Here is a 25,703-nt window from a genome sequence, read left to right on the forward strand (position 1 = left end):
TCGCTTGTGTTGCCCTTTGTACCACCATGCCAGGAGCCCCCTCGGAGAAGGTGTGAGCGTCGTGGCGAGCTGTCGGACGCCCACGCCGCAACAGCATGCGGCGTCCGCTGAGTATCGAAGCGGGCCCCGGCGGTGTCCATAGGTATTGCGCCGCGGGGCTGAGTACCAGGGGGCGGGCCGCCCGGCACAGCTCCGTGAGCCGGGTCACACCGTTGCAACCTGCCTGCAACCTCCACGCCCCTAGGCTGGCGTCAGCAGCGGCCGCAGCACACCGGCCGCTCCCGCCACTGTTGCACAGCAAAGGAGCTAGCAATGACTGTCTACGCACAGCCCGGTACCGAGGGCTCGAAGGTCACCTTCAAGGACCGGTACGAGAACTGGATCGGCGGCGAGTGGGTCGCCCCGGTGAAGGGCCAGTACTTCGAAAACATCACCCCGGTCACCGGCAAGGCGTTCTGCGAGGTCGCCCGCGGTACGGCCGAAGACATCGAACTGGCACTGGATGCCGCGCACAAGGCAGCGCCCTCGTGGGGCAAGACGTCGGTGGCCGAACGCGCCGCCATCCTGAACAAGATCGCGGACCGGATCGATGAGAACACCGAACTGCTGGCCGTCGCCGAAACCTGGGACAACGGCAAGCCGATCCGGGAGACGCTGAACGCCGACATCCCGCTCGCGGCGGACCACTTCCGCTACTTTGCCTCCGCCGTCCGCGCCCAGGAGGGCCGGCTCTCGCAGCTCGACGACGACACCACCGCCTACCACTACCACGAGCCGCTCGGCGTCGTCGGCCAGATCATCCCGTGGAACTTCCCGATCCTGATGGCCGTCTGGAAGCTCGCCCCCGCGCTCGCCGCGGGCAACGCCGTCGTCCTCAAGCCGGCCGAGCAGACCCCGTCCTCGATCCTGGTGCTGATGGAACTGATCAGCGACCTGCTGCCGGCCGGCGTCGTCAACGTCGTCAACGGCTTCGGCGTCGAGGCCGGCAAGCCGCTCGCCTCCAGCCCCCGGATCCGCAAGATCGCCTTCACCGGCGAAACCACCACGGGCCGCCTGATCAGCCAGTACGCGTCCCAGAACCTGATCCCGGTCACGCTGGAACTGGGCGGCAAGAGCCCGAACATCTTCTTCAACGACGTCGCGGACAGCAACGATGCGTTCTACGACAAGGCCCTCGAGGGATTCACGCTCTTCGCGTTCAACCAGGGCGAGGTCTGCACCTGCCCCTCCCGCGCCCTGGTCCAGGAAGGCATCTATGACTCCTTCATGGCGGACGCGCTGGCCCGCACCCAGAAGATCATCCAGGGCAACCCGCTGGATACCGACACCCAGCTCGGCGCCCAGGCCTCCAACGACCAGCTGGAGAAGATCCTCTCCTACATCGACATCGGCAAGCAGGAGGGTGCCAAGGCGCTGACCGGCGGCGCCCGCGCCGAGCTCTCCGGCGACCTCGCCGGCGGCTACTACGTCCAGCCGACCATCTTCGAGGGCCACAACAAGATGCGGATCTTCCAGGAAGAGATCTTCGGCCCGGTGGTCTCGGTGACCCGGTTCAGCGACTACAGCGACGCCATGGGCATCGCCAACGACACCTTGTACGGCCTCGGCGCCGGCGTCTGGTCCCGCAACGGCAACGTCGCCTACCGCGCCGGCCGCGAGATCCAGGCGGGCCGGGTGTGGGTCAACAACTACCACGCCTACCCGGCCGGTGCCGCGTTCGGTGGTTACAAGTCCTCCGGCATCGGCCGCGAGAACCACGCCATGATGCTGGACCACTACCAGCAGACCAAGAACCTGCTGGTCAGCTACAACGAGAACAAGCTCGGCTTCTTCTAGGCCGACGCGGCGGGGCGGGCCGGTGTGGTCCGCCCCGCCTTGCCGTTTCCCCACTATTCCCGAGGAGCCCGATGACCCAGGTCCCACTCGATGCCGCCGTGACGCTTCCCGGCGAGGACTTCTCCCGGGTGGCGCTCACCGCGGAGGCCGTCCAGCTGCTGCGCAAGCTCTGGGTGCAGCACGGACCGCTGATGTTCCACCAGTCCGGCGGCTGCTGCGACGGTTCCGCGCCGATGTGCTACCCGGCGGGGGAGTTCCTGACCGGCGACTCGGATGTCCTGCTGGGCCGGTTCGACATCGCGGACGGCCCCGAATCCCAGCCGCTCGAGTTCTGGATGTCCCGGGAGCAGTTCAGCTACTGGAGCCACAGCACCTGACCGTCGACCTCGTTGCCGGCCGCGGCAGCGGCTTTTCCGTCGAGGCGCCGGAGGGCAAGCGCTTCCTGATCCGGTCCACCCTGATGGACTGGCCCGTCTGACCCTCCGGTGTGGAAGCTCGAACGGACGCTTGAGGCCCTGCCGGAGGCGCGAGCGGACACTTCGCGCCCCGCCGGAGGCGCGAGCGGACACTTCAGGCCCTGCCGGAAGGGCGCGAAGTGTCCGTTCGCTCGGAACCCGGGCGGGTACAGTCTCACAATGTGGGATAAAAGCGGCCGTCCAGTGGATGGACACTACTATGGATAGGTCCGTTTCAACCCTGTTACCGAGATTTTGGATCTTCCTATGAACCTTTTCCGGACCAAGACCATTGAGCAGTCGATCGCCGACGCCGATGAGCCCGGACGCAAGCTGAAGCGCTCGCTCAGCACCTGGGACCTGATGATCATGGGCGTCGCCGTCGCAGTCGGCGCCGGGATCTTCTCGGTCGGCGCCAAGGCAGCCGCCAACTTCGCCGGCCCCGCCGTCACCGTTTCCTTCGCCATCGCCGCCGTCACCTGCGCCCTGGCGATCATGTGCTACGCCGAGTTCGCCACCGCCATCCCCGTGGCCGGCTCCGCCTACGTGTTCACCTACGCCACCATGGGGGAGGTGCTGGCCTGGATCATCGGCTGGAACCTGATCCTGGAACTGTTCACCGCGGGGGCCGTCATCGCCAAATACTGGGGCATCTACCTCAGCAAGGTTTTCGCACTGATGGGCCTGGACGTTCCGCCGGCCGTCAACGTCGGCGGCGTTGACCTCTACTGGGGCGCCTTCCTGATCGTGGCCGTCTTCACCGTGCTCCTGGTCCTCGGCACCAAGCTGTCGGCCCGCGTCGGCAACGTCTTCACCCTGATCAAGATCGCCGTCGTCCTGTTCGTGATCGTGGTCGGTTTCACCTACGTGAAGTTCGAAAACTACACCCCGTTCGTCCCCACCTCCGAGCCCACCGGCGGCACCGGGACGGCCGACGTGCTCAAGCAGTCCTTCTTCGGCTTCCTTACCGGCGCCGCCCCGGCCCAGTACGGCACCCTCGGGATCTTCGCCGGCGCCGCGCTGGTGTTCTTCGCCTTCATCGGGTTCGACGTCGTCGCCACCTCCGCCGAGGAGGTCAAGAACCCGCAAAAGACGCTGCCGCGCGGCATCTTCGGCGGCCTGGCGATCGTCACCGTGCTCTACATCCTGGTCTCGCTCGCGCTGACCGGCATGGTCCCCTACACCAAGCTGGCCGAGGCGGATAACCCGACCCTCACCACCGCCTTCGAGGCCGTGGGCAACACCGACGCCGCCAAGGTCATCGCCTTCGGCTCGCTGGTGGGCCTCACTACGGTCATCATGGTGCTCCTGATGGGCCTCTCCCGCGTGGTCCTGGCCATGAGCCGCGACGGCCTGCTGCCGCGCTCGCTGTCACGCACCAGCACCATCCGTGCCACCCCCGCGCGGCTGCAGATCATCTGCGGCACGGCCGTGGCCCTGGTGGCCGGGCTGACCAACGTGGACCTGCTCGAGGAAATGATCAACATCGGGACCCTGTCGGCGTTCGTGATGGTCAGCCTCGGCATCCTCGTGCTGCGCCGGAAGCGTCCGGACCTGAAGCCGGCCTTCCGGGTGCCCTTCGGCAAGGTGCTGCCGGTGGTCTCCGCCGTGCTCTGCCTGTATCTGATGACCAACCTCGCGGTAGAGACCTGGATCTTCTTCGCCATCTGGCTCGTCATCGGCATCGCGATCTACTTCGCCTACGGGCAGCGCCACTCCCGGCTGAACGAGAAGTTCGCCGAGGCCCGGGCCGCTGTCAACGGACCCGGCGCTGCTGCGGAGACCGCACAGTCCGCCGCCCCGGTGCAGGACGCCGGCACGGAGACGCTGACCAAGCCGTAGCCACCATGCCCCCTCGGGGGCGAGCATCGACGAGGGCCGCCCGCGCCCGGACCGGCATTTGCCGGACCGGCCGCGGCCGGCCTTTTGCGTGTGCGGACGCCGGACGCCGTCGTACGGGCCCTGCCGCCGCTGGCGCGTGCTTCCGGCCCCGCACGCTGGCCTGCCGCCGTCGCCGCCGCCGTCCCCGCCGTCCCGCCATTACTAATGCGTAACAATGCCCCTTATGTGGGCGTCATCACAGTATGGTGGAGATAGTCGATATTTTGAACGTTTGTTCAACATACGAACATCAAGGCTGGGGGCTTGAGTATCCCGCGGCCAGTGCGCACATAGGAGTGAACATGAAACGTCGTATTATCACCGTGCTGGCGGCCGCCTCGGTCCTGGCACTCTCGGCCTGTGGCAGCGGATCCCCGAGCTCCACCGGCGGCAGCGCCTCCGGCGGCGCAGCGGGCGGGGGCGACCTCACCAAGGTCAGCGTCGGCGTGATCCCGATCGTCGACTGCGCCCCGATCTACTTGGGCAGCAAGCAGGGCTTCTTCAAGGACGAAGGAATCCAGCTCGACATCCAGACCGCCACCGGCGGGGCCGCGATCGTTCCGGGCGTGGTCAGCGGCAGCTTCGACTTCGCGTTTTCGAACCTGATCTCCGTGATGGTTGCCAAGGACAAGGGCCTTGACCTGAAGTTCGTCGCCAACGGCGCCTCTACCACGGGTGAGAAGGGCAAGGACATCGGCGGCGTCGTCGTCCCGGCCGGCTCGTCCATCAGCTCCGCCAAGGACCTGGCCGGCAAGACGGTCTCGGTGAACAACCTCTCCAACATCGGTGACACCACGGTGAAGTCGGTCATCGAAAAGGCCGGCGGCGACCCGGCCAGCGTGAAGTTCGTGGAAGTTGCCTTCCCGGATGCGCCCGCGGCCCTGGCCAACAAGCAGGTGGACGCGGCCTGGATCCTGGAGCCCTTCCTCTCCAAGGCCGTTGCCGACGGCGGCAAGATTGTGTCCTCGAACTTCGTCGACATGAGCCCTGAACTGGATATCGCCGGCTACTTCACCAAGGCGGACACCATCAAGAACAAGGCCGAGCTGACCCAGAAGTTCACCCGTGCCATGAACAAGTCCCTGGAGTACGCCCAGACCCACCCGCAGGAAGTCCGGGACATCGTCGGGACCTACACGAAGATCGACGAAGCCACGCGCGCCAAGATGGTGCTGCCGCGCTACCGGGTTGAGTTCAACAAGGATGCGTTCAAGACCCTCGGGGACGCTGCCGCCAAGTACGGCACCCTGAGCAAGGCACCGAACGCAGGCGACCTGCTTCCGTGAGCTCCGTGACTTCCGACGCTCGTGCGTCCGGCGGTCCCGTCCCCGCTGCGGGGCGGGGCCGCCGGCCCGGCCGCGGCCTTCCGGTACAGCGGCTCCTGGGGGTGGCCGGCATTCTGGGGTTCCTGGCCACGTGGGAGCTCATTCCCCGACTGGGCATCATCGACGAACGCTTCCTGCCGCCGGCCAGCGAAGTCATCACCGCGCTGGCCCTCGATTTCGGTCTGACCGCGTTCTGGGTGTCGGTCGGCGAAACGATGAAGGCCTGGTTCCTGGGCCTGATCATCGCGGTGTCCCTGGCCGTGCTGCTGGGCTTCATCATTGGCTCGAGCACTTTCCTGCGGAAGGCCACCAACTCAACGGTCGAGTTTCTGCGCCCGATTCCGTCCGTGGCCCTGATCCCGCTGGCGGTGTTGCTGTTCGGCGTGAAAATCGAGTCCTCGCTCATGCTCATCACCTATGCCGCCTTCTGGCAGGTGCTGATCCAGGTCCTCTACGGCGTGGCCGACGTCGATATGGTCGCCAGCAACACCGCGCGGACCTACGGCCTGGGGTGGATGGCGCGGATCCGCTACGTCGTCTTCCCCACGGCTTTGCCCTACCTGATGACCGGCGTCCGGCTCGCAGCCACGGTGGCGCTGGTCCTGGCCATTACGGCGGAACTCGTGATCGGTTCGCCGGGGCTGGGCCGCGAGATCGCCCTCGCCCAGTCCGGCGGCGCGATCTCCGGGATGTACGCCCTGGTGCTCGCGACCGGCCTGATCGGTGTGCTGATCAACGTCCTGATGCGGTTCATTGAAAAGAAGACCCTGTCCTGGCATTCCTCTGTCCGCTCCGAGGTGGTCGTATGAAAGCGCTGAAAACTTTGGGCTATGTGCTGGCGCTGCCGGCCTTGCTGGTCCTGGCCTGGTGGGCGTCGACCCTTGGCGCGGTCAACTTCTTCGTCCCCACCCCGGCCGCCCTGGTCGAGAAGTTCGGCGAAGTCTGGTTCGGTCCGCGGTTCTTCTCGGACGTGCTGCCCAGCATCGCCCGGCTCCTGATCGGCGTTGTCGCGGCGATCGTGATCGGCGTCGTGGGCGGCGTGCTGATCGGCTCGGTCGCCTGGCTCCGGGCCCTGCTCGAACCCACGCTCGAGTTCTTCCGCGCGATCCCGCCGCCAGTCCTGGTCCCGGTGCTGATCCTGCTGATGGGCATCACCGACTCCATGAAGATCGCCGTCATCATCTCCGGCTGCGTCTGGCCGGTCCTGCTGAACACCATCGAAGGCGTGCGTGCCGTGGACGGGGTCCTCTCCGACTCGGCCCACACATACGGCATCGACGGCTGGGCCCGGGTGCGGTACCTGGTGCTTCCCTCGGCCAGCCCGCAGATCCTCGCCGGCGTGCGCCAGTCGCTCTCGCTCGGGTTGATCCTGATGGTCATTTCAGAAATGTTTGCCTCGTCCTCGGGACTGGGCTTCACTATCGTCCAGTTCCAGCGCTCGTTCGCCATCCCGGAGATGTGGTCCGGCATTGTGGTGCTCGGCTTGCTGGGTGTGGCGATGTCGTTCATCTTCCAGTGGGCCGAACGCAACATCCTGCGGTGGTACCACGGCCAGAAAGAGGTAGAAAATGCAGCCTGACACCACCCGCCCCGCGCCGGAGGCAATGCTCTCCGTCCGCGGCCTGAAAAAGGTCTACCAGACCGACGGCGGCGACATCGAGGCCGTGCGCAACCTGACCTTCGATTTGCGGGCCGGGGAACTGGCCTGCCTGGTCGGCCCCTCCGGCTCCGGCAAGACCACCCTGCTCAAGTGCATCTCCGGCCTGATGGCGCCCACCGAGGGGGAGGTGCTCCTCGACGGCAAGCGGGTCTCCGGGCCGCCGAAGAAAATGGCCGTCGTGTTCCAGGAGTACGGCCGCTCGCTGTTCCCCTGGATGCGGGTCCGGGACAACGTGGAGCTGCCGCTGAAGAACCAGGGAGTGCCCAAGGCCGAACGCGACCGGCTGGTCGACGAGGCCCTCGAAGCAGTGGGCCTGGCGCACGTTCCGCGCTCGTACCCCTGGCAGCTCTCCGGCGGCATGCAGCAGCGTGTGGCCATCGCCCGGGCCATCGCCTACCAGCCCGAGGTCCTGCTGATGGATGAACCGTTCGCAGCCGTGGACGCCCAGACCCGGGCGGACCTGGAGGACCTGATCCGGACGGTCTGGAAGAAGCTGGGCGTGACAGTGCTGTTCGTGACCCACGACATCGACGAGTCCGTCTACCTCGGCGAACGGGTCATCATCCTCTCAAGCTCCCCGACGGTGGTGCAGGAGGATATCGTGATCGACCTGCCGGACGAACGAGACCAGCTGGAGACCCGGTCGCTACCCCGCTTCACCGAGCTACGCCACCACGTGTACGAGCAGATCCAGCTGGCCAAGAAGGGACACCGGCCCGCCGCGGCAACCAGCTGATTCGTCTGGGCTATGGTTCCGGACGGGCGCACCCCGGGCCCGACCCGCCGTCGTCCGTAATCGGCGCGCCCGTCCGAAACCCCCGCGCAAACCCGGCAGCCGCGCCCGGCGGGCGCCGCGGGGGTCCGGAACCGACGCAACATCCCAGGGTGCCGCTTAGACGTGAGAGTGTCAGCGTGCCTGGGACCGGATCCTGTTCTTCAGGGAGGTTGTCAGCGTCTTGTTCAGGAGCCTGGCGGCCCCGCCGGCCAGGAACCCGCCGGCCGGCGGATAGAGCGATTCAGCCTCACGCCGCTTCTGTTCCAGGAGTTCCGGCAACTTCGAGGCCAGCGTACCGGCCCGCTCGGGCATGGACGGGTCGTCTGAACCGAGGGCCAGGGACCAGCCGCTGCCGAGCGCCGCAATGGATTCATGCTTGACGTCGTAGTACCCCTGCTTCACCCCGACGGCGATGCCACGGGCGCCTGCGGCTGATGCCAGCAGGTGCAGGTGGAACCGGCTGGTCACCCAGGTCTGCTGCGCGGACAGCGGAAGGCCGCGGGTCCAGACATCGGAGAACGGCACGAACCTGGACTCCGGGATCAGGTCCGCCAGGCGTTCGTAGGCGGCGCGGTCGACGCCGGGGATCGCCTCGATGTAGTGGGCCTTGATGCCGCGGCGTCCGGCCAGCCGGATCTCGGCCCGCGCGAGGTCCACGGCGGCCTGGAACCGGCCGGGGTCGGCCAGGTCGCTCTGGATGCAGACGTACAAACCCGGGGCCGCCTCGTTACGGCCCATCTCACCGGGTATGCCCAGGAACGCGTCGTCGAGGCCCAGCTCCAGCCCGTGGGCGGCCGCGCTGGGCTCGTCCCGCACGCGGACGACGTCAAACCCCTGGAACAGGGGAGCCTCACCGTTGTCCCGGGGCAACGCCGGCATCAGGCCCTGGCCGGTGGCGTAGAGCCGTGCGCCGGTGACCTCGCTGACGGCGCGCATCCCGGCGAGCAGGCCGGCATGGTGCGGCCAGGTGCTGTTGACGTAGCCCCCGCCAATCAAGTGGAGCGACTCGGCCTCGTGGATTTTAAGGATGCCCAGATCGTAGGCGGGCGTACCCAGCCCGGTGATGCGTTCGCGGATATTTTTCGCCGCCACGTCGGCGGACAGGTCGGCGTTTTCGTGGACCAGGCGCCAGAGGGTATTTGTTACGCGAAGCCGCGGATGCATGCCCTCGAACAGCACCTGCGCCATGCCGGGCTGGGGGCTGTCCAACCAGACATCGGCATCGGGCCGTGCGACGGCGAGGTATTTTAGCCAAGCGGCCGCGATGAACTCATCGCCGAAATTTGGGTGACCAGAGGTGCCCACGAGGTAAATGATTCCGGAATTCACCCCCCGACTATAGCCGGGGACGGCGCAGGCAGAGACAAGAACACCCCGCCGCGCTAGTGCGTGGCGGGGTGTTCTTCGACCAGAAAGTGGATCAGCCGATCTTGTTGGCGGCTTCGGCGTCCGAGGTGGCGACGCCGGCTGCGGCGGCACCGAGGTTGGCGCGCAGCTTGGCGCCGAGTTCGGCGTCGACGTTGGTCCAGTACTGGATGGCGCGTTCCTTGATGGCCGGGCTCCTGACCCCGCCCACGGCGCCGGTGATGGTCTCGAGCAGACGGGCCTTGGCGCCGTCGTCGAAGACCTCACGGTACAGCGTGCCGGCCTGGCCGAAGTCGCTGTCCTCGGCGTGCAGGGAGTGTGCCGACAGCGTCAGCTCGCCGTCGTTCTCCCAGCCGCCGGCCGGGCTCTGCGGCTCCACGGCAGCAGGGCCGCCGACCGAGTTCGGCGCATAGACCGGAACCGAGGGGGCGTTGAAGTGGTAGCGCCCGGCGCCGTCCTGGCTGTAGTTGTTGACCTGGCTCTTGGGCTGGTTGACCGGGATCTGGGCGTGGTTGGTGCCCACCCGGTAGCGGTGCGCGTCGGCGTAGGAGAAGATGCGGGCCTGCAGCATCTTGTCCGGCGAGGCGGCGATGCCCGGCACGAAGTTCGACGGCGCGAAGGTGGCCTGCTCGATCTGCGCGAAGTAGTTCTCCGGGTTCTTGTCCAGCGTCATGGTGCCGACCTTGACCAGCGGGTAGTCGGAGTGCGGCCAGACCTTGGTCAGGTCGAACGGGTTGAAGCGGTAGGTCTTGGCGTCCTCGTACGGCATCACCTGGACGTGCATGTCCCAGGACGGGAAGTTGCCGGCGGCGATGTTCTCGGACAGGTCGCGGATGTAGAAGTCCGCGTCGGAGCCGGCCAGTGCCTCGGCCTGGTCACCGGTCATGGAGTGCACGCCCTGGTTGGACTTGAAGTGGTACTTGACCCAGAAGCGCTCGCCCTCGGCGTTGATCCACTGGTAGGTGTGCGAGCCGTAGCCCTGCATTTCGCGCCAGGAGGCCGGCAGGCCGCGGTCGCCCATGAGCCAGGTGACCTGGTGGGCGGACTCGGGGGAGAGGGTCCAGAAATCCCACTGCATGTCCGCGTCACGCAGGTGGGTGCCAGGCAGGCGCTTCTGGCTGTGGATGAAGTCCGGGAACTTGATGCCGTCGCGGATGAAGAACACCGGGGTGTTGTTGCCGACCAGGTCGTAGTTGCCCTCGGTGGTGTAGAACTTCACGGCGAAACCGCGCGGGTCACGCCAGGTGTCCGGAGAGCCGTTCTCGCCGGCGACGGAGGAGAAACGGATGAGCATGTCCGTCTCGGTGCCCGGCTGGAAGAGGGCCGCCTTGGTGTACTTGGAGACGTCCTCGGTGGTCTTGAAGGTACCGAACGCGCCGCCGCCCTTGGCGTGCACGACGCGCTCCGGCACGCGCTCGCGGTTGAACTGGGCGAGCTTCTCCACCAGGTAGTGGTCGGTGAGGATGATCGCGCCGTCGGCGCCGACGGTCTGCGAATGGGCGTCGGACGTGACGGGGGCACCGGACTGTGTCGTGGACACGGCGGGCGCAGAGATGTTCTGGGTCATCATGCTCCTATTTCTGTTTCTAACTTAGGTACGGTCGGAAGGAAGTGTTTGGCTGCGCTGGCAGTCCTCGCAGATGCCCTGGTACAGGACGTCCGCGATCTGGATGGTCATGGGCTTGGCGCCCGCGTCCCAGTGCGGCGTCAGGCAGGGCGCGTGGCCGACGGCGCACTCGACGTCCTCCACCCGGCCGCAGCTGATGCAGACGGCGTGGTGGTGGTTGTCGCCGACCCGCGTCTCGTACAGCGCGGGGGAGTGCGGTGGCTCGAAGCGCCGCAGCATCTGCAGACCGGTCAGGTCGTTCAGGACTACGTAGACGGACTGCGCGGTCAGCTCGGGGAGCTCCTCGCGGGCGGCGGCCAGGATCCCGTCGGCCGGCGAATGCGGATGGCGTTCGACGGCGGCCAGCACGGCCAGCCGCTGCTTGGTCACCCGGCGGCCGTGGACACGCAGGGCCGCTGCCCATGCTTCGTGGCTGCCCATCGTTTCCGTCATGGCCCCATTCAAGCACTTATTTTTAGTTGTTCACAATAAGGCGGGGCTTAGCTGCCCCGGCCCGCACTAGAGTTGCCGGGTGGGGAAATTCTTGGCGGACATCACGCCGCTACGCGAAAGCCCGGCATTCCGCCGCCTGTGGCTCGGATCAGCCGCCTCTGCCCTGGGCAGCCAACTCACCCTCGTGGCCGTCAGCCTCGAGGTCTACCGGCTGACCCAGGACAGCCTCTACGTGGGGTTGCTGAGCATTTTCGCCCTCGTGCCCCTGGTCTTCGGCGGCCTCCTCGGCGGCTCCATCGCGGACGCGCACGACCGGCGCCAGGTGGCGCTGCTTGCCTCCGTGGTGCTGTGGCTGACCACCGCCTGCCTGGCACTGCAGGCCTGGCTGCAGCTGGGGAACGTGTGGCTGCTCTATGGCCTGGTCGCGGTGCAGAGCGGCGCGCAGGCCATCAACCAGCCGGCCCGCAGCGCCATCATCCCGGTGCTGGTCCGCAAGGAACTGCTGCCTGCCGCCAACGCCCTGTCCATGATCAGCATCGGGCTCTCCATGACCGCCGGACCGTTGCTGGCCGGCGTGCTGGTCGCCACGGTCGGGTTCGCCTGGACCTACACCGCCGACGTGGCGAGCTTCGTTTTCGTCGTCTGGGCGCTGCTGAGGCTGCCCCCGCTGCCGCCGGGCCACGCCGCGCACCGGGCCGGCCTGCGCTCCGTGGTGGAGGGGTTCCGGTTCCTCGGCACCCGCCCCAACCTGCGGATGACGTTCGTGATCGATCTGGTGGCTATGATCCTCGCGCAGCCCCGGGCGCTGCTGCCGGCCATCGCCGCGCTCATGATCGGCGGCGGTGAGGCGACGGTGGGGGTCCTGCTGGCTGCGACCGCCGTCGGCGCCTTCCTGGCCGGGCTCTTCTCCGGGCCCCTCGGCGCCGTCCGCGCCCAGGGGGCCGCAGTGGTCTGGTCGGTCATGGGCTGGGGCGCCTCGATTGCGGGCCTGGGGCTGGTGGTCGTCCTCGCCGGGCGCTCCGGGGCCGGCGGGGTCACGCTGTGGCTCGTGCCGGCCGCCATCTGCTGCGCGTTGGCGGGCATCGCCGACTCGGTCAGCGCCGTCTTCCGCACCACCATCCTGCAATCGGCTGCGCCGGACCACCTGCGCGGGCGGCTGCAGGGCGTCTTCGTCGTCGTCGTCGCGGGCGGCCCCCGGATCGGGGACATGCTGGCCGGCAGCGCCACTACACTGCTCAGTGAGGGCTGGGTGTTGCTCGCAGGCGGAGTGCTCTGCGCGGTGGTGGCGTGGCTCGTGGCGCGCTGGCAGTCCGGGTTTTTGGCGTACGACGCGCGGAACCCGGTTCCGTAGCGGTTCGTTCCTCAAGTGGGTGCCCGCGGGGGCGTCCGAGGGCCGGCGCCAGTGCCGGCGGCGTCAGGAATGTGGCAGCAGGAGGATCGGTGCACAATTATCACAACGGCTTGAAGACGGCGGCCCTCTTCGGCGTGCTCTGGGCGGTGCTGCTGGGGCTCGGCGCACTGATCGGGTCGAGCATGCGCAGTTCGACGCCGATCTGGATCATGGCGCTGATCGGCGTCGGCACCACCGCGTACGGCTACTGGAACAGTGACAAGATCGCGATCCGCTCCATGCAGGCCTATCCGGTGACTGAGGCCGAGGCGCCGCAGCTGCACCAGATCGTCCGGGAGCTCTCGGCCCGCGCCAACCAGCCGATGCCGCGGATCTACATCTCCCCGACCATGGCACCGAACGCCTTCGCCACGGGCCGGAACCCGCAGAACGCAGCGGTCTGCTGCACCCAGGGCATCCTGCAGCTGCTCGACGCCCGGGAACTGCGCGGCGTCCTCGGGCATGAACTGATGCACGTCTACAACCGGGACATCCTGACCTCCTCCGTGGCGGCGGCCGTCGCCGGCGTGATCACCTCGGTGGGCCAGATGCTGCTGTTCTTCGGCGGCGGCGGTGACCGCCGCAACGGCAATCCGCTGGCCCTGCTCGCCATGGCGCTGCTGGCCCCGTTCGCGGCGTCGCTGATCCAGATGGCGATCTCCCGGACCCGGGAGTACGACGCCGACGAGGACGGTTCGGCGCTTACCGGCGATCCCCTGGCGCTCGCCTCGGCGCTGCGCAAGATCGAACAGGGCGTGCAGCTGGCCCCGCTGCCGCAGGACCAGCGGCTGGTGAACGCCTCGCACCTGATGATCGCCAACCCGTTCCGCGGCGGCGGCATGGCCCGGATGTTCTCCACCCACCCGCCGATGAGCGACCGGATCAGCCGGCTGGAGCGGATGGCAGGCCGGCCGCTCCGCTGACCGGGCGTCGACGCACGCTGCATCGCGGTCAGCCCTTCTGCTTAGCCAACATCTCAGAGCTCCATTCACTGCGGCTGAGGGCACCCGGCGGGTGGACCGGCCGAGTCAACGCATTGGGGCAGGGACTTTTGGCCGGCAGCGGCGTGCGTTCCTCCCCGGTTACTCCGCTGCGAGACCGGCCCCAGCCACCGGCAACCCCCGGTTTCCGGGTCTCAAGCACGACGCCGCCCGGCGGCCCGGCAGGTAAGCGGGCTGGAGCGCACGGGCTGGACACTAAAAGGCTGCCGCTACCGGAGTAGCGACAGCCTTCTTGCGGATCGACGGCTGCGTTGCCCGCCGTCAGCGGGCCAACAACCGGCCCTAGCTGCGGAAGTTCACAAACTGCAGGTCGGCCTCTTCGAAGTTCTTCAGCAGGGCCATGGTTTCCTGCAGGTCGTCGCGGGACTTGGAGGTCACGCGCAGTTCATCGCCCTGGATCTGCGACTTGACGGACTTGGGCCCCTCGTCGCGGATCAGCTTGTTGATCTTCTTGGCGAGGTCCTGGGCGATCCCCTCCTTGATTGTGGCCTCCAAGCGGAACTCCTTGCCGGAGGCGTAGGGCTCGCCCGTGTCCAGGGACTTCAGGGAGATGCCGCGGCGGATGAGCTTGGACTGCAGCACGTCCAGGACCGCCAGGACCCGCTCCTCGGAGTTGGCCTTCATCAGGATCTTCTCGCCGCTGAAATCGACCTCGGCGCCGACGCCCTTGAAGTCGTAGCGCTGCGCCAGTTCCTTCTGCGCCTGGTTCAGCGCGTTGGCGACCTCCTGCTTGTCGACCTTGCTGACGACGTCGAATGTGGATTCGCCTGCCATGACTGTCCTCCTGGTGGTTGTCCGGACGCCCTCCGGGAGGGCGGTGTTTTCTGCATTCCAGCCTAGTACGGATGCCGCGGAAGTGAAGGTGGTGCCGGTGGCCGGGCTCTCACAGTCGGCTCAAAGCTGAACCCCGGCGGGAACGAAGCTAGGCCCGGCAGGGTTGAAGACGTTGAAGGCGCCGTTGGAAAGGCAACACCCATGAACAGCAAGGCCCTCCGTTACGTCACGGGCAGCACCGCGGCCGCGGCGAGCTCCGTGGCCGCAGCCGCGCTCGCCGCGTCCGTCATCCTCAGCCCGGCAGCCGGCGCGGCCGTCCGGCTTGACGGGGTGCATGCGGACCTGGCCCGGGCCGTCGAACTGAACCAGGTCACGCCCGAACAGGCGGCGAAGTTCGAAGCCAGGCTGGCCGGCCGGATCCTCGGCGAATCCTGATCCCTGCCCCCGGAATCCGGGCCGTCGGGGGCGCCGCGGCGCCGATTCGATTCTTCGGGCGAAGTTCTGTAAAGTTGTCTTGCCCGCGGTTGCTGGAAGCGGAACGGACCGGAAACGCCCGTTCCGAACACGGAAGCCGCGAGTGATCTTCTTTTGAAGTTCGGCAGATTACCCGAGCGGCCAAAGGGGGCTGACTGTAAATCAGCTGGCAACGCCTACGGGGGTTCGAATCCCTCATCTGCCACCCTCGAAAAGCCTCCGGAACCTCTGGGTTCCGGAGGCTTTTTCATGCCCTCCCAGCGTCGGCAGCCCGCCATACCCCCGCCGGGACGGGTCGGCGCGGAGCAGCCGGGGCGATGGCGCGGCCGTCATCTGGCCCCCGCGATGTGGCGGACATCACCTTGAGGCCCTTGAGGCGCTACTCTGTCGCAGGAGGGAAATCACATGGAGCTGGTCTTGGCAGGCGGTAAGGGAGTGCTCGGCTTGGCCGAGGACGGAGTTTTCCGGCTGACGTGGGCGCCGGGCAGCGTGCTCGAGGCGGCCGACGCCGTCGAATCGGTCCTTGCCGTCACCAAAATCAGCGCCGGGCGCCTGCTGCCGCTGCTGATTGACATCAGCGACGTCAAGGTCTCGGCCGGGGCGCGGAACCACTTCCTGGAGAGCCGTTTCGTTTGCGCCGTCGCCCTCGTCGGCGAATCCAATGTTGACCGGGTCGTTGCCGCGTGGATGCGCCGCGGCAACGACTGTCCGCAGGGTTACTTCACCTCCCGGCGCGAGGCGCTGGCCTGGCTGGCCGGGCGGGCCGCCTGCGAGGTCCCCGGGCCGGATGCGGGGCCGTCGCTGGTGTGCGCGGCGCCGCCGGCGGTGGCGACACCCTGAAGCAATCGCCGCCCCCGGCCCTGCCGCGGAGTAGGGTTGGGCCGTTAATCGTTGAGCTTGAAGGAGTGCTGAAGTGAAGTCGTTTGCATGCGGTGATGTGGTCCCCGGTTGCGAAGCCCGCTGGGTCTGCAGCACGGACGACGAAATCCTGGTCCAGGTCGGCGCCCACGCCGCGTCCGCGCACGGCCTGACGGACCTGTCCGCAGACCTCGTCGACTCGGTACACAAAGCGATCCGCCCGGTTAGTTGAGTCCCCCGGCTGGCGGTACGCCGTCCGCGGGCGCTGTACCCATGCCCGCAGACTGGGACCGCCTGCTGGAAACCGCCTGCCGCGGCGAAGGGCTGGCGGCGGCCTACCAGCCGATCGTCGACACCGCGCGCGGCACGGTGGTGGGCTACGAAGCCCTCGCCCGGTTCCCCGGCTACGCCGAGAAGAACCCCGAGGTCTGGTTTGCCGCTGCGCGGTCCCACGGACGGTCCGCCGAGCTTGAGGCCGCCACGCTGCGGACTGCCCTCAAGGCACGTTCCGCGCTCCCGGCCAACTGTTTTCTGACGCTTAACGTCTCCCCGGAACTCCTGACCTCCGAGAGCATCCGCAGCGTCTGGCGCGAGGAGGGCCCGCTGGGCGGTCTCATCGTGGAGCTGACCGAGCAGACGCCGATCGATTCATACGTCGAGCTGGAGCCGGACCTGAACCAGCTGCGCGCTGCCGGCGCCCTGATCGCCGTCGACGACGCCGGGGCCGGCTATGCCGGCCTGCGCCACCTGCTGGCCCTGCGGCCGGCACTGATCAAGATCGACCGGGACCTGGTCCAGGACGTCGACCGCGACGAGGCGAAGCGGGCCCTGATCGGGATGCTGGGCGGATTCGCCAGCCGGGTGGACGCCTGGATCCTCGCCGAAGGCGTCGAGCGTTCCGAAGAACTGGAGGCGCTCGTGGCGCTCGGCGTCCCGCTGGTGCAGGGCTATTACCTCGCCCGGCCCGCACCGCCCTGGGCCGGGATCGACCTGGACGTGGCGCACCGGATGGCAAGCGCCCGCCCGGCCCTGCACAAGTCCGTGGTCCGCGACGTCGTCGAAGCGGCGGCCGCCGTGGCCAGCGTCCCGCAGGCTGCCGAGGCCTTCGCCGCCGATCCGGCACTGGACGCGGTCGTGCTGCTCGGGGAGCACCTGCGGCCGGTCGCGGTGCTCGACGCCGGTGCCTCCGCGCTCGGTGTCGTCCACCCCGGCCTGCGGGTGAACCTGGATACCCCGCTCAGCCAGGCGCTGGCCCGTGCCATGACGCGGCCCAAGGCCCAGCGGTTTGAACCGCTCCTGGTCACGGACAACGCGGGCCGGTTTGCCGGCCTCGCCCGGATGGAGCGCATGATCCTGGCGCTCGCCGGCACCGGGGACGACGCCGGCGGACAGGAAACCGCTGACCGGGAGGAAGAAGGGGAGTGATGACCGACGACCCGGATGCGCTGGCGGGGGAGTTGCCCGCCGGTGTGCGGATCAGGAATCTTCGGGAATCCGACGCCGAACGGCTGGGCGCGGCCTACCAGCGAAACCACGACCACCTTGCCCCCTGGGAGCCAGTACGGGCCCCGGAGTTTTACACCCCGGAGGGCCAGGGCGCGAACATCCGCGGCAAGCTGGGCATGTTCGCCGCGGGGACCGGTGTCCCGTGGATCATGCTCGCCGACGGACGTGCCGTGGGGGCGATGACCCTGAGCGGGATCGTCCGCGGCCCGTTCCTCAGCGCCAACCTCGGCTACTGGGTGGACCGGGACTACAACGGCCAGGGCGTCGGCACGGCCGCCGTCGCCCACGTCCTCGACGCCGCCCGCACCGCGCTGGGCCTGCACCGGATCCAGGCCGCCACCCTGCCGCACAACACCGCCTCGCAGACGGTGCTGCGGCGGTCCGGCTTCCAGGAGATCGGGCTGGCCCCCGACTATTTGCGCATCGCCGGGACCTGGCAGGACCATGTCCTGTTCCAGCGCATCCTGCACCCGCCCGTGCAAGGCTCGAACCGTGACTGATTCCCTGGGCGCGCTGCACCACGTTGAGTTGTGGGTGCCGGACCTGGAACGGGCCCGGCACGAATGGGGCTGGCTCCTGACCCGGCTCGGCCACGAGCAGTACCAGGACTGGCCCCTCGGGCGCAGCTGGCGGCTGGGACCGACCTACATCGTCGTCGAGGAGTCCCCGGACCTCACCGGCCGGACCCACCGCCGGACCGGGCCCGGACTGAACCACCTGGCCTTCCACGCCGGAACACCGGCGCAGGTGGATGCGCTGGCCGCCGACGCCCCCGGCCACGGCTGGATTGAACTGTTCCCGGAGCGGTATCCGCACGCCGGCGGCCCCGGACACTTCGCCGCCTACCTGGTGAACTCGGACGGCTTCGAGGTCGAACTCTTCGCTGCAGGCTGAGGACTGCAGACGGGGAGGGACCCCGCGGGTACGGTGATGACCATGAGCATCATCCTGGTGGGCGGCGGCCCCGACACCGTAACCACCCCGGCCATCTTCGACCGTTTCGTCCAGGACGTCCGGCACCGTGCCGGGGGAACCCGGGCGCCCCGGATCGCCGTCGTGCTCTTCGACCGGGACGGCAGCTCGGAGTATTTCCTGCCGGCCTACCTGGAACCGCTGCAAGGCCGCATCCCCTGCCAGCCGGTTCCGGTCCTGCTGCGCCGCAACGCCCCGGCCGACCAAGCGTCCTTCACCGGCGTCGACGGCATCGTCGTCGGCGGCGGCCCGACCCCCGAATACCTGGCGGGCCTGATCAGCTGCGGCCCGGCGATCCGGACGGCGGCCGCCGGCGGCGTGCCCTATCTGGGGTTCTCGGCCGGGGCGATGGTGGCCCCGGGCCGTGCCCTGGCGGGAGGTTACCGGCTCCGGGGGATTGAGGTGTGCTCGGAGGAGTGCTCCGAGGGCCTCGAGGAGCTCGACGTCCGGGAGGGCCTGGGCCTGGTTCCGTTCGCCGTCGATGTCCACACCGCGCAGGCGGGGACCCTCAGCCGTGCCGTCGCGGCGGTCGCGGAGGGCCTGGTGGACCGGGCCGTGGCCATCGACGAAAACACCGCGCTGGTGCTGCCCCATGCGGAGCTCGAGGACCTGGAGGTGATCGGCGCCGGTAACTGCTGGTCCATCCGCGGCTCCGGCCGGAAGGCCACGGTGGCCGTGCTGTCCGCCCCCTAGGCGCGCACGCCTTGGCAGTGTTGTTACTCGCGGGTAACATGAAGCGCATGCATCTGCTGCTCCGCACCCTCCTGCTGCTCTTCCGGTCCGCACGGCGCTCGCCGTTGAGTATTTGGGAGACCTCCTCGCTTCCGCTCCGCGTCCTGCCCACGGACATCGACATCGCCATGCACGTGAACAACGGCATGTACCTGTCCCTGATGGACCTGGGCCGGTTCGACCTCATGGCTCGCAGCGGCACCTGGAAGTCCATCCGCCGCCGCGGCTGGACGCCGGTGGTGGCGGGGGAAACCATCGCCTTCCGGCGCTCCCTGCAGCTGTGGCAGCAGTACACGATTGAAACGAAAATCATCGGCCTGGACGAGAAGGCCATTTACTTCGAACAGCGGATGGTCGTCGACGGCGAAATCTACGCGCGCGCCTACATCGCCACCCGGCTGGTCCACAAGGGCCGGCCGGTCAGCCAGGAAGAGATCATCCTCGAATTCGGCGCCCCTCCGGCCGGCCTGACGCTGCCGGAATGGATCCACGAGTGGCGCGAAACCAACGCGCTGCCCGGCGCCCGCCGCCCCGCCCCGCACGCCTGGGCCTAGACCGGGCGGATGTGCCAAGAGCGAAACCCGGGGGACATTCGAAGCCCGCTCGCGTACCGTTGACCCATGGCAACCGTAGACATTACTGGTGAACAGTTCGCAGCGACCGTCGAGGACAATGACATTGTCCTCGTAGACTTTTGGGCCGAATGGTGCGGCCCGTGCAAGCAGTTCGGCCCCACCTACGCGGCCGTGTCGGAGAAGCACCCCGACGTCGTCTTCTCCAAGGTGGACACCGAGGCGGAGCAGCAGCTCGCCGCCGAGGCCGGCATCACCTCGATCCCGACCCTGATGGCCTTCCGCGAGAAGGTGCTGGTGTTCTCCCAGCCGGGCGCGCTGAACGCCCAGCAGCTGGAACAGGTCGTTGACGCCGTCAAGGCCCTGGACATGGAGGAGGTCCACGCCCACGTGGCGCGCTCCCAGGCCGAGGCCGCGGCCGCCCAGCAGGACGGCTCGCAGATCCCGGACGCCTGAGCCGGCCACCTAGACCAAAAAGCGCGGGGCTCCGCTGCGCCCTCCCCTAACGGGGTGCGGGCGCGGCGGGGCCCCACGTTTTTGCTGCCAGCCGAGGGCCGGACGCTTGGAGCTAGAGCTTTTCCAGCGTGACCGGCTCGGCCAGCAGTGCGCTCAGCGACTCGTTGAGGTCCTGGACCGCGGTGCCCTTGGAATGCTTGTCCAGGTCCTCCTGTGAGGCCCACCGCTCGGTCAGCACCAGCTTGTCCTCGCTGGCCTCGGTCAGTTCGTACCGGATGCAGCCGGGCTCGTTGACCACCTCGTCGATCGCGATTTCGAGGGCGAGTTTCACACGGAAGAATTCGCCCTCGTTGGGGATGAAGGTGGCCTGCAGGTCGATGGGTTCGCTCATGGTTTCACCCTACCCGGCGGCCGTCCCGGCGCCGGAAAATGACCGGAAAGTTTCCTAGGACATCCACGCTTTAGTCTTCTCAACCCGCCGGGCGGTTGGTAGCGTCACACCATGCTTGCGTATACAGCCGGGGACACTGACGTTCCGCTGATTGATGAAACCATTGGCGACCATTTCGAGCGCATGGTCGCCCGGTTCCCGTTGCACGACGCGCTGATCGAGGCGGCAGCGGTGCCGGGCGGAGAGGCGCGGCGCTGGAGCTACACCAAGATGAACGACGACGTCGACCGGCTCGCCCGCGCCCTGCTGGCGCTCGGCGTGGCCAAGGGGGACCGGATCGGCATTTGGAGCCCCAACTGCGCCGAGTGGACCATTCTGCAGTACGCCACGGCGAAGATCGGGGCGATCCTGGTCAACGTCAACCCCGCCTACCGCAGCCACGAACTCGAATTCGTCGTCCAGCAGAACGGCATGCGCATGCTGGTGGCGGCGCCGTCGGACAAGAACAGCGACTACACCGGGATGGCCCGGCGGGCGCTGGCGCATTGCCCGGAGCTGCGCGAGCTCGTGTTCCTGCCTGACGCAAACCAGCCCGGCCTCACCGCTGGAGTCCCGGAGCAGGCGGCCGAGCGCACCTATGCGGAGCTGCTCCGGCGGGCCGACGACGTCGCGCACGCCGCCCTGAAGGCGAGGATGGCGGAGTTGGATCCGCACGACGCGATCAACCTGCAGTACACCTCCGGCACGACCGGCTTTCCCAAGGGCGCGACCCTTACCCACCACAACCTGCTCAACAACGGGTACTCGATCGGCGAGCTGCTCCACTACACTGACCATGACCGGGTGGTTCTGCCCGTGCCGTTCTACCACTGCTTCGGGATGGTGATCGGGAACCTCGCCGCGTTCAGCCACGGGTGCGCCACCATCATCCCCGGCCGGGGGTTTTCCCCGGCGGCCGCGCTGGAGGCGGTGCAGGACTTCGGCGGGACTTCGCTCTACGGCGTGCCGACCATGTTCATCGCCGAGCTGGCGCTGCCGGACTTCGCGTCCTACGACCTCTCCACGCTGCGCACCGGCGTCATGGCCGGTTCGCTGTGCCCCATCGAGGTGATGAACCGCGTGATCAGCGAAATGAACATGCGCGATGTCGCCATTTGTTACGGCATGACCGAGACGTCCCCGGTCTCCACCATGACCCGCGACGGGGACACCCTGGCCCAGCGCACCCAGACGGTCGGCCGGACCATGCCGCACCTGGAAAGCCGGATCGTCGATCCGCTGAGCGGCGAGGTCCTGCAGCGCGGCGAGATCGGTGAGCTGTGCACCCGCGGCTACTCGGTGATGCGGGGCTACTGGAACCAGCCGGACAAGACCGCCGAGGCCATCGACGCCGAGGGCTGGATGCATACCGGGGACCTGGCCCGGATGGACGAGGAGGGCTACCTCGTCATCGAGGGCCGGATCAAGGACATGGTGATCCGCGGCGGCGAGAACATCTATCCGCGTGAAATTGAGGAGTTCCTCTACACCCACCCGGATATCCAGGATGTGCAGGTGATCGGCATACCCGACGCGACCTATGGCGAGGAACTGATGGCCTGCGTCATCCTCAAACCCGGGGCCCCGGCCCTGGACGCCGCCGGGCTGGCGGAGTTCTGCCGCGGGAAACTGGCGCACTACAAAATCCCGCGCTATGTCGACGTCCGGGCAGACTTCCCGATGACGGTGTCGGGCAAGATCCGCAAGGTCGACATGCGCCAGGAGGCCATCGCCCGGCTCCAAGGCTAGGCCCGGCGGAGTCCTAGGCCGGAGTCGGGCCCTGCCGCCCGGCGCGGACCCCGTCGGTGGCCCTGTGCCATGGGCCCGGACGGGCGCCCCGCTGTCCGAGCCGGCCGAGGCCGGCCTCGCGGATGATGTTCTGCGTGACGCGCAGCGCGAACGCCCGGGAGCGGGCGGGCACTGCGGTGTCGCCCAGCGCCTGCAGCCAGTCCAGCGTGCCCATGTTGATGACCCCGGCCCCGGACGGAACGGTGTAGAACGTGGAGTCGGACCAGCCGTGCCTCGCATGCTGGCCGGACTGCGGCGAATGGGCGAAAATGTGCAGATTCTTGGGGTAGGTGAAGCCGCGGAGTTTGCCGGCTGGAAAGACCCGGTCCGTTTCTCCGGACGTCAGGCCCGCGTACGTCGTCCCGCGGACGGCGCCGGTGCCGGCGAAGGCGAAGAACCCCGGATCCGAGACGGTGAACGTCCCGGTGGCGCGGAGGTCGCCGTAGACCGACCCGGTCAGCGTTGATTCCGGCCGGGCGGCAGAGCCCTGGCGCCACTGGGTCGTCACGGCCGCGGGACGCCTGGTCCGGTACGGATCCAGCTTGGCATTCCGGTAACACACCAGGATCCGGTTCTTGCCCCTGGCCGAGGGCTCCAGCCGGGTGCGCCAGTAGACGTTGTTGGCACCGAAGAACACGATGTTCGTGCCGCGGTCGCGAGCGCGCTCCACGGTGCGCCGCAGGCCCGGCGACCAGTACTCCGAGTGGGCCGAGAAGATGACGGCGGCCGCTCCGTTCACCAGGCTGGAGTTCCCGGTGATTCGTGCCTCGGTGGTGTAGGCCAGCTTCAGGTGCGGGTCATCGATGGCTTCCGCGGCCCGGACCAGCGGTGCGTTCCGCTTCTCCACTTCCTCGAAGTTCCGATAGGGACGGTCGAAGGAGACCTTGTAGGAGCGGGCGGATTTTGCCCTGCCCGGCCCGGCGTAGAGGGAGTACCCGCCCCAGGCGTTGTATGCCTGCATGGTGCAGTCGTTGAAGACCAGGACCGCCTTGCCGGTGACCGAGCCGGATTCCACCACCAGCGGGATCCGGTGCTCCCGGGCGGCGCCGCCGCGGAGGGCCAGGTAGTAGAACCCGTCGGGCCAGCCCGTGGTGTCGACCGTCGTCGTCACCTTCCACGGGCAGGACACCATCCTCGTCTTCCGCTCCAGCTTGTAGGGCCGCTGCCGGACCGTCTTGACGGGTCCGGACGTCCACACCAGGCGCTGGCCCTCGCCGCTGTAGTGGCCGATCCGGTAGGCCCTGATCCGGATACTGCCCACCGTCGAGTTGACGTAAACGTCCACTTTGCGCTGCCGGGCGGTCGACGCGTGCTGCCCCAGGAAGCCTTCCAGCACCGGCCTGGGGCGCCGCTTCGCAGCGGCTTGTTCCTGCAGCCGGGCCAGCCGGGGTTCCCCGAAGCTGGTGGACCCTTCGCCGACGGACCCCGCCCCGGCCGTGTGGAAAACCGTCGCGGGTCCGCGGGGCGTGCCGGCATACGCATCCGAGACTGCGATCGCCAGCCCGGCCAATGCGGCTCCGATTACGGTCCTGCGTGCCGGCTGGCCGCTGCTCCCGCCCATGCATGCCTCGATTTCCGCCGGCTGCCGGGGTGACCCGTATCCCCGCGGCCCCGACAGTCGGTCCACGACCTCCCCCAAGGCTACGTAGCCCGGTGCGGGGCGGCAGGCGTGGCCGCTACTCGTTTATGGCGCGCGGGCGTACCTGCGGTGTTCCCGGCGTACTCGAGTATCTGGCCAGCCGGAGCGCTGGCGGCTCTGCCCGGCGTTCGCGGGATGGCGGTCAGTGGCCGCGGTGGTCCTGGATAGTCATCCGCGGACCGAAGACAGGCTTGCGGAAGCCGCTGAGGCCGATCATGCGCACGACGCGCTGCCGGTGGCCGGCCCAGGGCGCCAGCAGCCGGAGCATCCCGGCGTCGTCGGTCCGGCGCCCGGTCAGGGCGGCGCCGACGTAGGCGGCCAGGTGGTAGTCGCCGACGGCGATCGAGTCCGGGCACCCGTGCGTGCGCTGCACCACCTCCGCGGCCGTCCAGATGCCGATGCCGGGGATGGTCTGGAGTTTCGCCGCAGCCTCGCCGGCGGGCAGCGGTGCCAGCCGCTCCAGCGCGGCGGCGGAGCGCAGGGCCCGCATGACGGTGGCCGATCGCTGCGGACCGACCCCGGCCTTGTGCCACTCCCAGGACGGGATGCGCAGCCATTGTTCGGGGGTGGGCTGGACCATCAGGTTGGCCGGCGCGACGGTGCCGGCACCGGGTGCCGCAGTCCCGAACCGGTACATCAGGTAGCGGTACCCCCGGCGGGCCTCGATCACCGTGACCTTCTGCTCGAGGATCGTGGGCACCAGCGCATCGATCATCCGGCCTGTGGCGGGCAGGCGGACGGCCGGATTGCGGCGCCGGGCCTCGGCCACCATCCGGGGGAGCGTGGCGTGGAACGCGGGTTCGTCGAAATCCGTCCAGTCATCGTCGCGCCCCAGCATCCGCGGAACGGCCTGGGCCGCCTCGGCCGCGCCGGGTCCCCAGGCGCGGGCTTCTATCCAAGGCGCCGTCGCCGGGCCCGCGGAGGTCAGCCGCAGCGAAGCTGGACCGGACGCCGTCGTGAACGCCATCCAGAAACCGTCCGCGGTGACCCGGATCGAGGGATCGCCGTGACCCCGGCGGAGGGTGCCGAGGGTCTGCAGGAGATCGAATGGACCACCCGGGTGCCACCGCAGTGAGGCATCCGCCGCGGCTGGCGCGCCGTCGGGGAGCTCTGCGGTGGTCATCCGAATATGTTCCCACGACGGGCTGACGCCGGGCACATCCGGGGCGGCTGGACGGCCCGGTGCGGTGAACCGAACGGCCCTTATCCGCCACCCCGCACGGGGCTAGAATCCGGTGCGGAGCTTGGACTTGCTGGGGCCGCCCGGGAGCAGATTCCTTGATGATCAGGAGAGAGCAATGGCCGGTGGAGTAGTGCATTTCGAACTTCCCGCGGATGATGAAGGCCGCGCCCGGGAGTTCTACAGTTCGGTGTTCGGCTGGGGGTTCCAGGTCATGCCGGAGATGGAGTACAGCCTGGCGCTGACCACGCCGATGGACGAGCACGGCAGGCCCGCCGTGTCCGGGTCGATCAACGGAGGCCTGTTCCGCCGCGGCGAGCTGACCGCGCCGGTGGTGACGGTCGACGTCGACGACATTGACGCGGCGCTGGCCCGGATCGAAGCCGGGGGCGGAACAGTCCACCGCGGCAAGATGGAGGTGCCCGGATCCGGGTGGAACGCGTATTTCAAGGACACAGAAGGAAATATTGTGGGGCTGTGGCAAAACGCTGCGCCGGCGGCGCGGGCCGCCGCCGGGGACGCCCCCGCGGCCGGCACCGCGGCCCCGTCAAACGACATCGGGGCCTGACCCGGGG

General features: G+C 68.3%; 26 protein-coding genes, 1 tRNA gene and 1 pseudogene. 21 read left to right on the plus strand and 7 right to left on the minus strand.

Annotated elements, in window-relative coordinates:
* Positions 1-312: 312 nt before the first annotated feature.
* From exaC to ACTWLI_RS09190, 7 genes and pseudogenes are all read left to right on the plus strand, one after another.
* Positions 313-1,836 carry an acetaldehyde dehydrogenase ExaC gene (gene exaC, locus ACTWLI_RS09160; RefSeq protein ID WP_056737719.1) on the plus strand — a complete coding sequence of 508 codons (1,524 nt, stop codon included), beginning with the start codon at positions 313-315 and terminating at the stop codon, positions 1,834-1,836.
* Between the two features lie 71 nt (positions 1,837-1,907).
* Positions 1,908-2,314, plus strand: a pseudogene (locus tag ACTWLI_RS09165) (DUF779 domain-containing protein).
* Between the two features lie 244 nt (positions 2,315-2,558).
* Positions 2,559-4,133 carry an amino acid permease gene (locus tag ACTWLI_RS09170; RefSeq protein ID WP_445153605.1) on the plus strand — a complete coding sequence of 525 codons (1,575 nt, stop codon included), beginning with the start codon at positions 2,559-2,561 and terminating at the stop codon, positions 4,131-4,133.
* A 341-nt stretch (positions 4,134-4,474) separates the two neighbouring features.
* Positions 4,475-5,458, plus strand: coding sequence for an ABC transporter substrate-binding protein (locus tag ACTWLI_RS09175; RefSeq protein ID WP_445153606.1), 984 nt, complete (start codon positions 4,475-4,477; stop codon positions 5,456-5,458).
* 5 nt (positions 5,459-5,463) lie between these two features.
* Positions 5,464-6,306 (plus strand): ABC transporter permease, encoded by an 843-nt coding sequence (locus ACTWLI_RS09180; protein ID WP_445153607.1) that lies wholly within the window; start codon positions 5,464-5,466, stop codon positions 6,304-6,306.
* Positions 6,303-7,076, plus strand: a complete 774-nt coding sequence (locus tag ACTWLI_RS09185; protein ID WP_445153608.1) for an ABC transporter permease — start codon at positions 6,303-6,305, stop codon at positions 7,074-7,076. Before ACTWLI_RS09180 ends, ACTWLI_RS09185 begins: the two co-directional genes overlap by 4 nt.
* Positions 7,066-7,893 carry an ABC transporter ATP-binding protein gene (locus ACTWLI_RS09190; protein WP_056737724.1) on the plus strand — a complete coding sequence of 276 codons (828 nt, stop codon included), beginning with the start codon at positions 7,066-7,068 and terminating at the stop codon, positions 7,891-7,893. Before ACTWLI_RS09185 ends, ACTWLI_RS09190 begins: the two co-directional genes overlap by 11 nt.
* Positions 7,894-8,064: 171 nt before the next feature.
* Here ACTWLI_RS09190 and ACTWLI_RS09195 read toward each other — a convergent pair whose 3' ends face one another.
* From ACTWLI_RS09195 to ACTWLI_RS09205, 3 genes are all read right to left on the minus strand, one after another.
* The gene (locus tag ACTWLI_RS09195) at positions 8,065-9,261 is read right to left on the minus strand and encodes a polysaccharide pyruvyl transferase family protein (protein WP_445153609.1); all 1,197 of its coding nucleotides are present in this window, start codon (positions 9,259-9,261) and stop codon (positions 8,065-8,067) included.
* Between the two features lie 91 nt (positions 9,262-9,352).
* Complete coding sequence (locus tag ACTWLI_RS09200) at positions 9,353-10,864, minus strand: catalase (protein ID WP_445153610.1); 1,512 nt, start codon at positions 10,862-10,864, stop codon at positions 9,353-9,355.
* 24 nt (positions 10,865-10,888) lie between these two features.
* The gene (locus ACTWLI_RS09205; RefSeq protein ID WP_445153611.1) at positions 10,889-11,356 is read right to left on the minus strand and encodes a Fur family transcriptional regulator; all 468 of its coding nucleotides are present in this window, start codon (positions 11,354-11,356) and stop codon (positions 10,889-10,891) included.
* A gap of 79 nt (positions 11,357-11,435) precedes the next feature.
* Between ACTWLI_RS09205 and ACTWLI_RS09210 the strand changes: the two genes are divergently transcribed.
* Both ACTWLI_RS09210 and htpX read left to right on the plus strand, forming a co-directional pair.
* Positions 11,436-12,707: an MFS transporter gene (locus ACTWLI_RS09210; protein WP_445153612.1), complete on the plus strand. Its 1,272-nt coding sequence runs from the start codon at positions 11,436-11,438 to the stop codon at positions 12,705-12,707.
* Between the two features lie 89 nt (positions 12,708-12,796).
* On the plus strand, positions 12,797-13,669 hold the full coding sequence (htpX, locus tag ACTWLI_RS09215) for a zinc metalloprotease HtpX (protein ID WP_445153613.1): 873 nt from the start codon (positions 12,797-12,799) through the stop codon (positions 13,667-13,669).
* Between the two features lie 360 nt (positions 13,670-14,029).
* Here htpX and ACTWLI_RS09220 read toward each other — a convergent pair whose 3' ends face one another.
* Entirely contained in the window at positions 14,030-14,521 is a 492-nt protein-coding gene (locus tag ACTWLI_RS09220; RefSeq protein WP_056737728.1) for a YajQ family cyclic di-GMP-binding protein, read from the minus strand.
* A 201-nt stretch (positions 14,522-14,722) separates the two neighbouring features.
* Here ACTWLI_RS09220 and ACTWLI_RS09225 point away from each other — a divergent pair, with 201 nt between their 5' ends.
* The 10 genes from ACTWLI_RS09225 to trxA all read left to right on the plus strand — a co-directional run bounded on the left by ACTWLI_RS09225 (position 14,723) and on the right by trxA (position 20,091).
* Positions 14,723-14,956: a hypothetical protein gene (locus ACTWLI_RS09225; RefSeq protein WP_445153614.1), complete on the plus strand. Its 234-nt coding sequence runs from the start codon at positions 14,723-14,725 to the stop codon at positions 14,954-14,956.
* 162 nt (positions 14,957-15,118) lie between these two features.
* Positions 15,119-15,200: transfer RNA gene (locus tag ACTWLI_RS09230), tRNA-Tyr, on the plus strand.
* A gap of 200 nt (positions 15,201-15,400) precedes the next feature.
* Positions 15,401-15,835, plus strand: coding sequence for a DUF7793 family protein (locus tag ACTWLI_RS09235; RefSeq protein WP_445153615.1), 435 nt, complete (start codon positions 15,401-15,403; stop codon positions 15,833-15,835).
* 73 nt (positions 15,836-15,908) lie between these two features.
* A complete protein-coding gene (locus ACTWLI_RS09240; RefSeq protein WP_445153616.1) occupies positions 15,909-16,085 on the plus strand; it encodes a DUF1059 domain-containing protein in 177 nt (58 codons plus the stop codon).
* Positions 16,086-16,126: 41 nt separating this feature from the next.
* Positions 16,127-17,278, plus strand: coding sequence for an EAL domain-containing protein (locus ACTWLI_RS09245; protein WP_445153617.1), 1,152 nt, complete (start codon positions 16,127-16,129; stop codon positions 17,276-17,278).
* Positions 17,278-17,859, plus strand: coding sequence for a GNAT family N-acetyltransferase (locus ACTWLI_RS09250; RefSeq protein ID WP_445153618.1), 582 nt, complete (start codon positions 17,278-17,280; stop codon positions 17,857-17,859). The genes ACTWLI_RS09245 and ACTWLI_RS09250 overlap by 1 nt, the downstream gene beginning before the upstream one ends.
* Complete coding sequence (locus ACTWLI_RS09255; RefSeq protein ID WP_445153619.1) at positions 17,852-18,253, plus strand: VOC family protein; 402 nt, start codon at positions 17,852-17,854, stop codon at positions 18,251-18,253. Before ACTWLI_RS09250 ends, ACTWLI_RS09255 begins: the two co-directional genes overlap by 8 nt.
* Positions 18,254-18,295: 42 nt before the next feature.
* Entirely contained in the window at positions 18,296-19,024 is a 729-nt protein-coding gene (locus tag ACTWLI_RS09260) for a Type 1 glutamine amidotransferase-like domain-containing protein (protein WP_445153620.1), read from the plus strand.
* A 47-nt stretch (positions 19,025-19,071) separates the two neighbouring features.
* Positions 19,072-19,617, plus strand: a complete 546-nt coding sequence (locus ACTWLI_RS09265) for an acyl-CoA thioesterase (RefSeq protein ID WP_056737734.1) — start codon at positions 19,072-19,074, stop codon at positions 19,615-19,617.
* A gap of 66 nt (positions 19,618-19,683) precedes the next feature.
* Entirely contained in the window at positions 19,684-20,091 is a 408-nt protein-coding gene (gene trxA / locus ACTWLI_RS09270) for a thioredoxin (RefSeq protein WP_056737735.1), read from the plus strand.
* A gap of 112 nt (positions 20,092-20,203) precedes the next feature.
* Here the strand turns inward: trxA and ACTWLI_RS09275 are convergent, their stop codons facing one another.
* Positions 20,204-20,482 (minus strand): putative quinol monooxygenase, encoded by a 279-nt coding sequence (locus ACTWLI_RS09275; protein ID WP_445153621.1) that lies wholly within the window; start codon positions 20,480-20,482, stop codon positions 20,204-20,206.
* 111 nt (positions 20,483-20,593) lie between these two features.
* On the opposite strand from ACTWLI_RS09275, the gene ACTWLI_RS09280 reads away from it, so the two are divergent.
* A complete protein-coding gene (locus ACTWLI_RS09280; RefSeq protein WP_445153622.1) occupies positions 20,594-22,270 on the plus strand; it encodes an AMP-binding protein in 1,677 nt (558 codons plus the stop codon).
* Positions 22,271-22,283: 13 nt separating this feature from the next.
* Here ACTWLI_RS09280 and ACTWLI_RS09285 read toward each other — a convergent pair whose 3' ends face one another.
* Together ACTWLI_RS09285 and ACTWLI_RS09290 are read right to left on the minus strand one after the other, a co-directional pair.
* Entirely contained in the window at positions 22,284-23,870 is a 1,587-nt protein-coding gene (locus ACTWLI_RS09285) for a N,N-dimethylformamidase beta subunit family domain-containing protein (protein WP_445153623.1), read from the minus strand.
* Positions 23,871-24,090: 220 nt separating this feature from the next.
* Positions 24,091-25,071 (minus strand): DNA-3-methyladenine glycosylase family protein, encoded by a 981-nt coding sequence (locus ACTWLI_RS09290; RefSeq protein ID WP_445153624.1) that lies wholly within the window; start codon positions 25,069-25,071, stop codon positions 24,091-24,093.
* A gap of 175 nt (positions 25,072-25,246) precedes the next feature.
* Between ACTWLI_RS09290 and ACTWLI_RS09295 the strand changes: the two genes are divergently transcribed.
* Entirely contained in the window at positions 25,247-25,696 is a 450-nt protein-coding gene (locus ACTWLI_RS09295; RefSeq protein WP_445153625.1) for a VOC family protein, read from the plus strand.
* Positions 25,697-25,703 lie beyond the last annotated feature (7 nt).

The sequence above is a fragment of the Arthrobacter sp. Hor0625 genome (assembly GCF_052567525.1).

What these genes read in the sequence shown, in the direction of transcription:
- exaC (WP_056737719.1), top strand. Translation starts at nt 313, where the DNA reads ATGACTGTCTACGCACAGCCCGGTACCGAGGGCTCGAAGGTCACCTTC.
- ACTWLI_RS09170 (WP_445153605.1), top strand. Translation starts at nt 2,559, where the DNA reads ATGAACCTTTTCCGGACCAAGACCATTGAGCAGTCGATCGCCGACGCC.
- ACTWLI_RS09175 (WP_445153606.1), top strand. Translation starts at nt 4,475, where the DNA reads ATGAAACGTCGTATTATCACCGTGCTGGCGGCCGCCTCGGTCCTGGCA.
- ACTWLI_RS09185 (WP_445153608.1), top strand. Translation starts at nt 6,303, where the DNA reads ATGAAAGCGCTGAAAACTTTGGGCTATGTGCTGGCGCTGCCGGCCTTG.
- ACTWLI_RS09190 (WP_056737724.1), top strand. Translation starts at nt 7,066, where the DNA reads ATGCAGCCTGACACCACCCGCCCCGCGCCGGAGGCAATGCTCTCCGTC.
- ACTWLI_RS09200 (WP_445153610.1), bottom strand. Translation starts at nt 10,864, where the DNA reads ATGACCCAGAACATCTCTGCGCCCGCCGTGTCCACGACACAGTCCGGT.
- ACTWLI_RS09205 (WP_445153611.1), bottom strand. Translation starts at nt 11,356, where the DNA reads ATGACGGAAACGATGGGCAGCCACGAAGCATGGGCAGCGGCCCTGCGT.
- ACTWLI_RS09220 (WP_056737728.1), bottom strand. Translation starts at nt 14,521, where the DNA reads ATGGCAGGCGAATCCACATTCGACGTCGTCAGCAAGGTCGACAAGCAG.
- ACTWLI_RS09225 (WP_445153614.1), top strand. Translation starts at nt 14,723, where the DNA reads ATGAACAGCAAGGCCCTCCGTTACGTCACGGGCAGCACCGCGGCCGCG.
- ACTWLI_RS09235 (WP_445153615.1), top strand. Translation starts at nt 15,401, where the DNA reads ATGGAGCTGGTCTTGGCAGGCGGTAAGGGAGTGCTCGGCTTGGCCGAG.
- ACTWLI_RS09245 (WP_445153617.1), top strand. Translation starts at nt 16,127, where the DNA reads ATGCCCGCAGACTGGGACCGCCTGCTGGAAACCGCCTGCCGCGGCGAA.
- ACTWLI_RS09250 (WP_445153618.1), top strand. Translation starts at nt 17,278, where the DNA reads ATGACCGACGACCCGGATGCGCTGGCGGGGGAGTTGCCCGCCGGTGTG.
- ACTWLI_RS09260 (WP_445153620.1), top strand. Translation starts at nt 18,296, where the DNA reads ATGAGCATCATCCTGGTGGGCGGCGGCCCCGACACCGTAACCACCCCG.
- ACTWLI_RS09265 (WP_056737734.1), top strand. Translation starts at nt 19,072, where the DNA reads ATGCATCTGCTGCTCCGCACCCTCCTGCTGCTCTTCCGGTCCGCACGG.
- trxA (WP_056737735.1), top strand. Translation starts at nt 19,684, where the DNA reads ATGGCAACCGTAGACATTACTGGTGAACAGTTCGCAGCGACCGTCGAG.
- ACTWLI_RS09275 (WP_445153621.1), bottom strand. Translation starts at nt 20,482, where the DNA reads ATGAGCGAACCCATCGACCTGCAGGCCACCTTCATCCCCAACGAGGGC.
- ACTWLI_RS09280 (WP_445153622.1), top strand. Translation starts at nt 20,594, where the DNA reads ATGCTTGCGTATACAGCCGGGGACACTGACGTTCCGCTGATTGATGAA.
- ACTWLI_RS09285 (WP_445153623.1), bottom strand. Translation starts at nt 23,870, where the DNA reads ATGGGCGGGAGCAGCGGCCAGCCGGCACGCAGGACCGTAATCGGAGCC.
- ACTWLI_RS09290 (WP_445153624.1), bottom strand. Translation starts at nt 25,071, where the DNA reads ATGACCACCGCAGAGCTCCCCGACGGCGCGCCAGCCGCGGCGGATGCC.
- ACTWLI_RS09295 (WP_445153625.1), top strand. Translation starts at nt 25,247, where the DNA reads ATGGCCGGTGGAGTAGTGCATTTCGAACTTCCCGCGGATGATGAAGGC.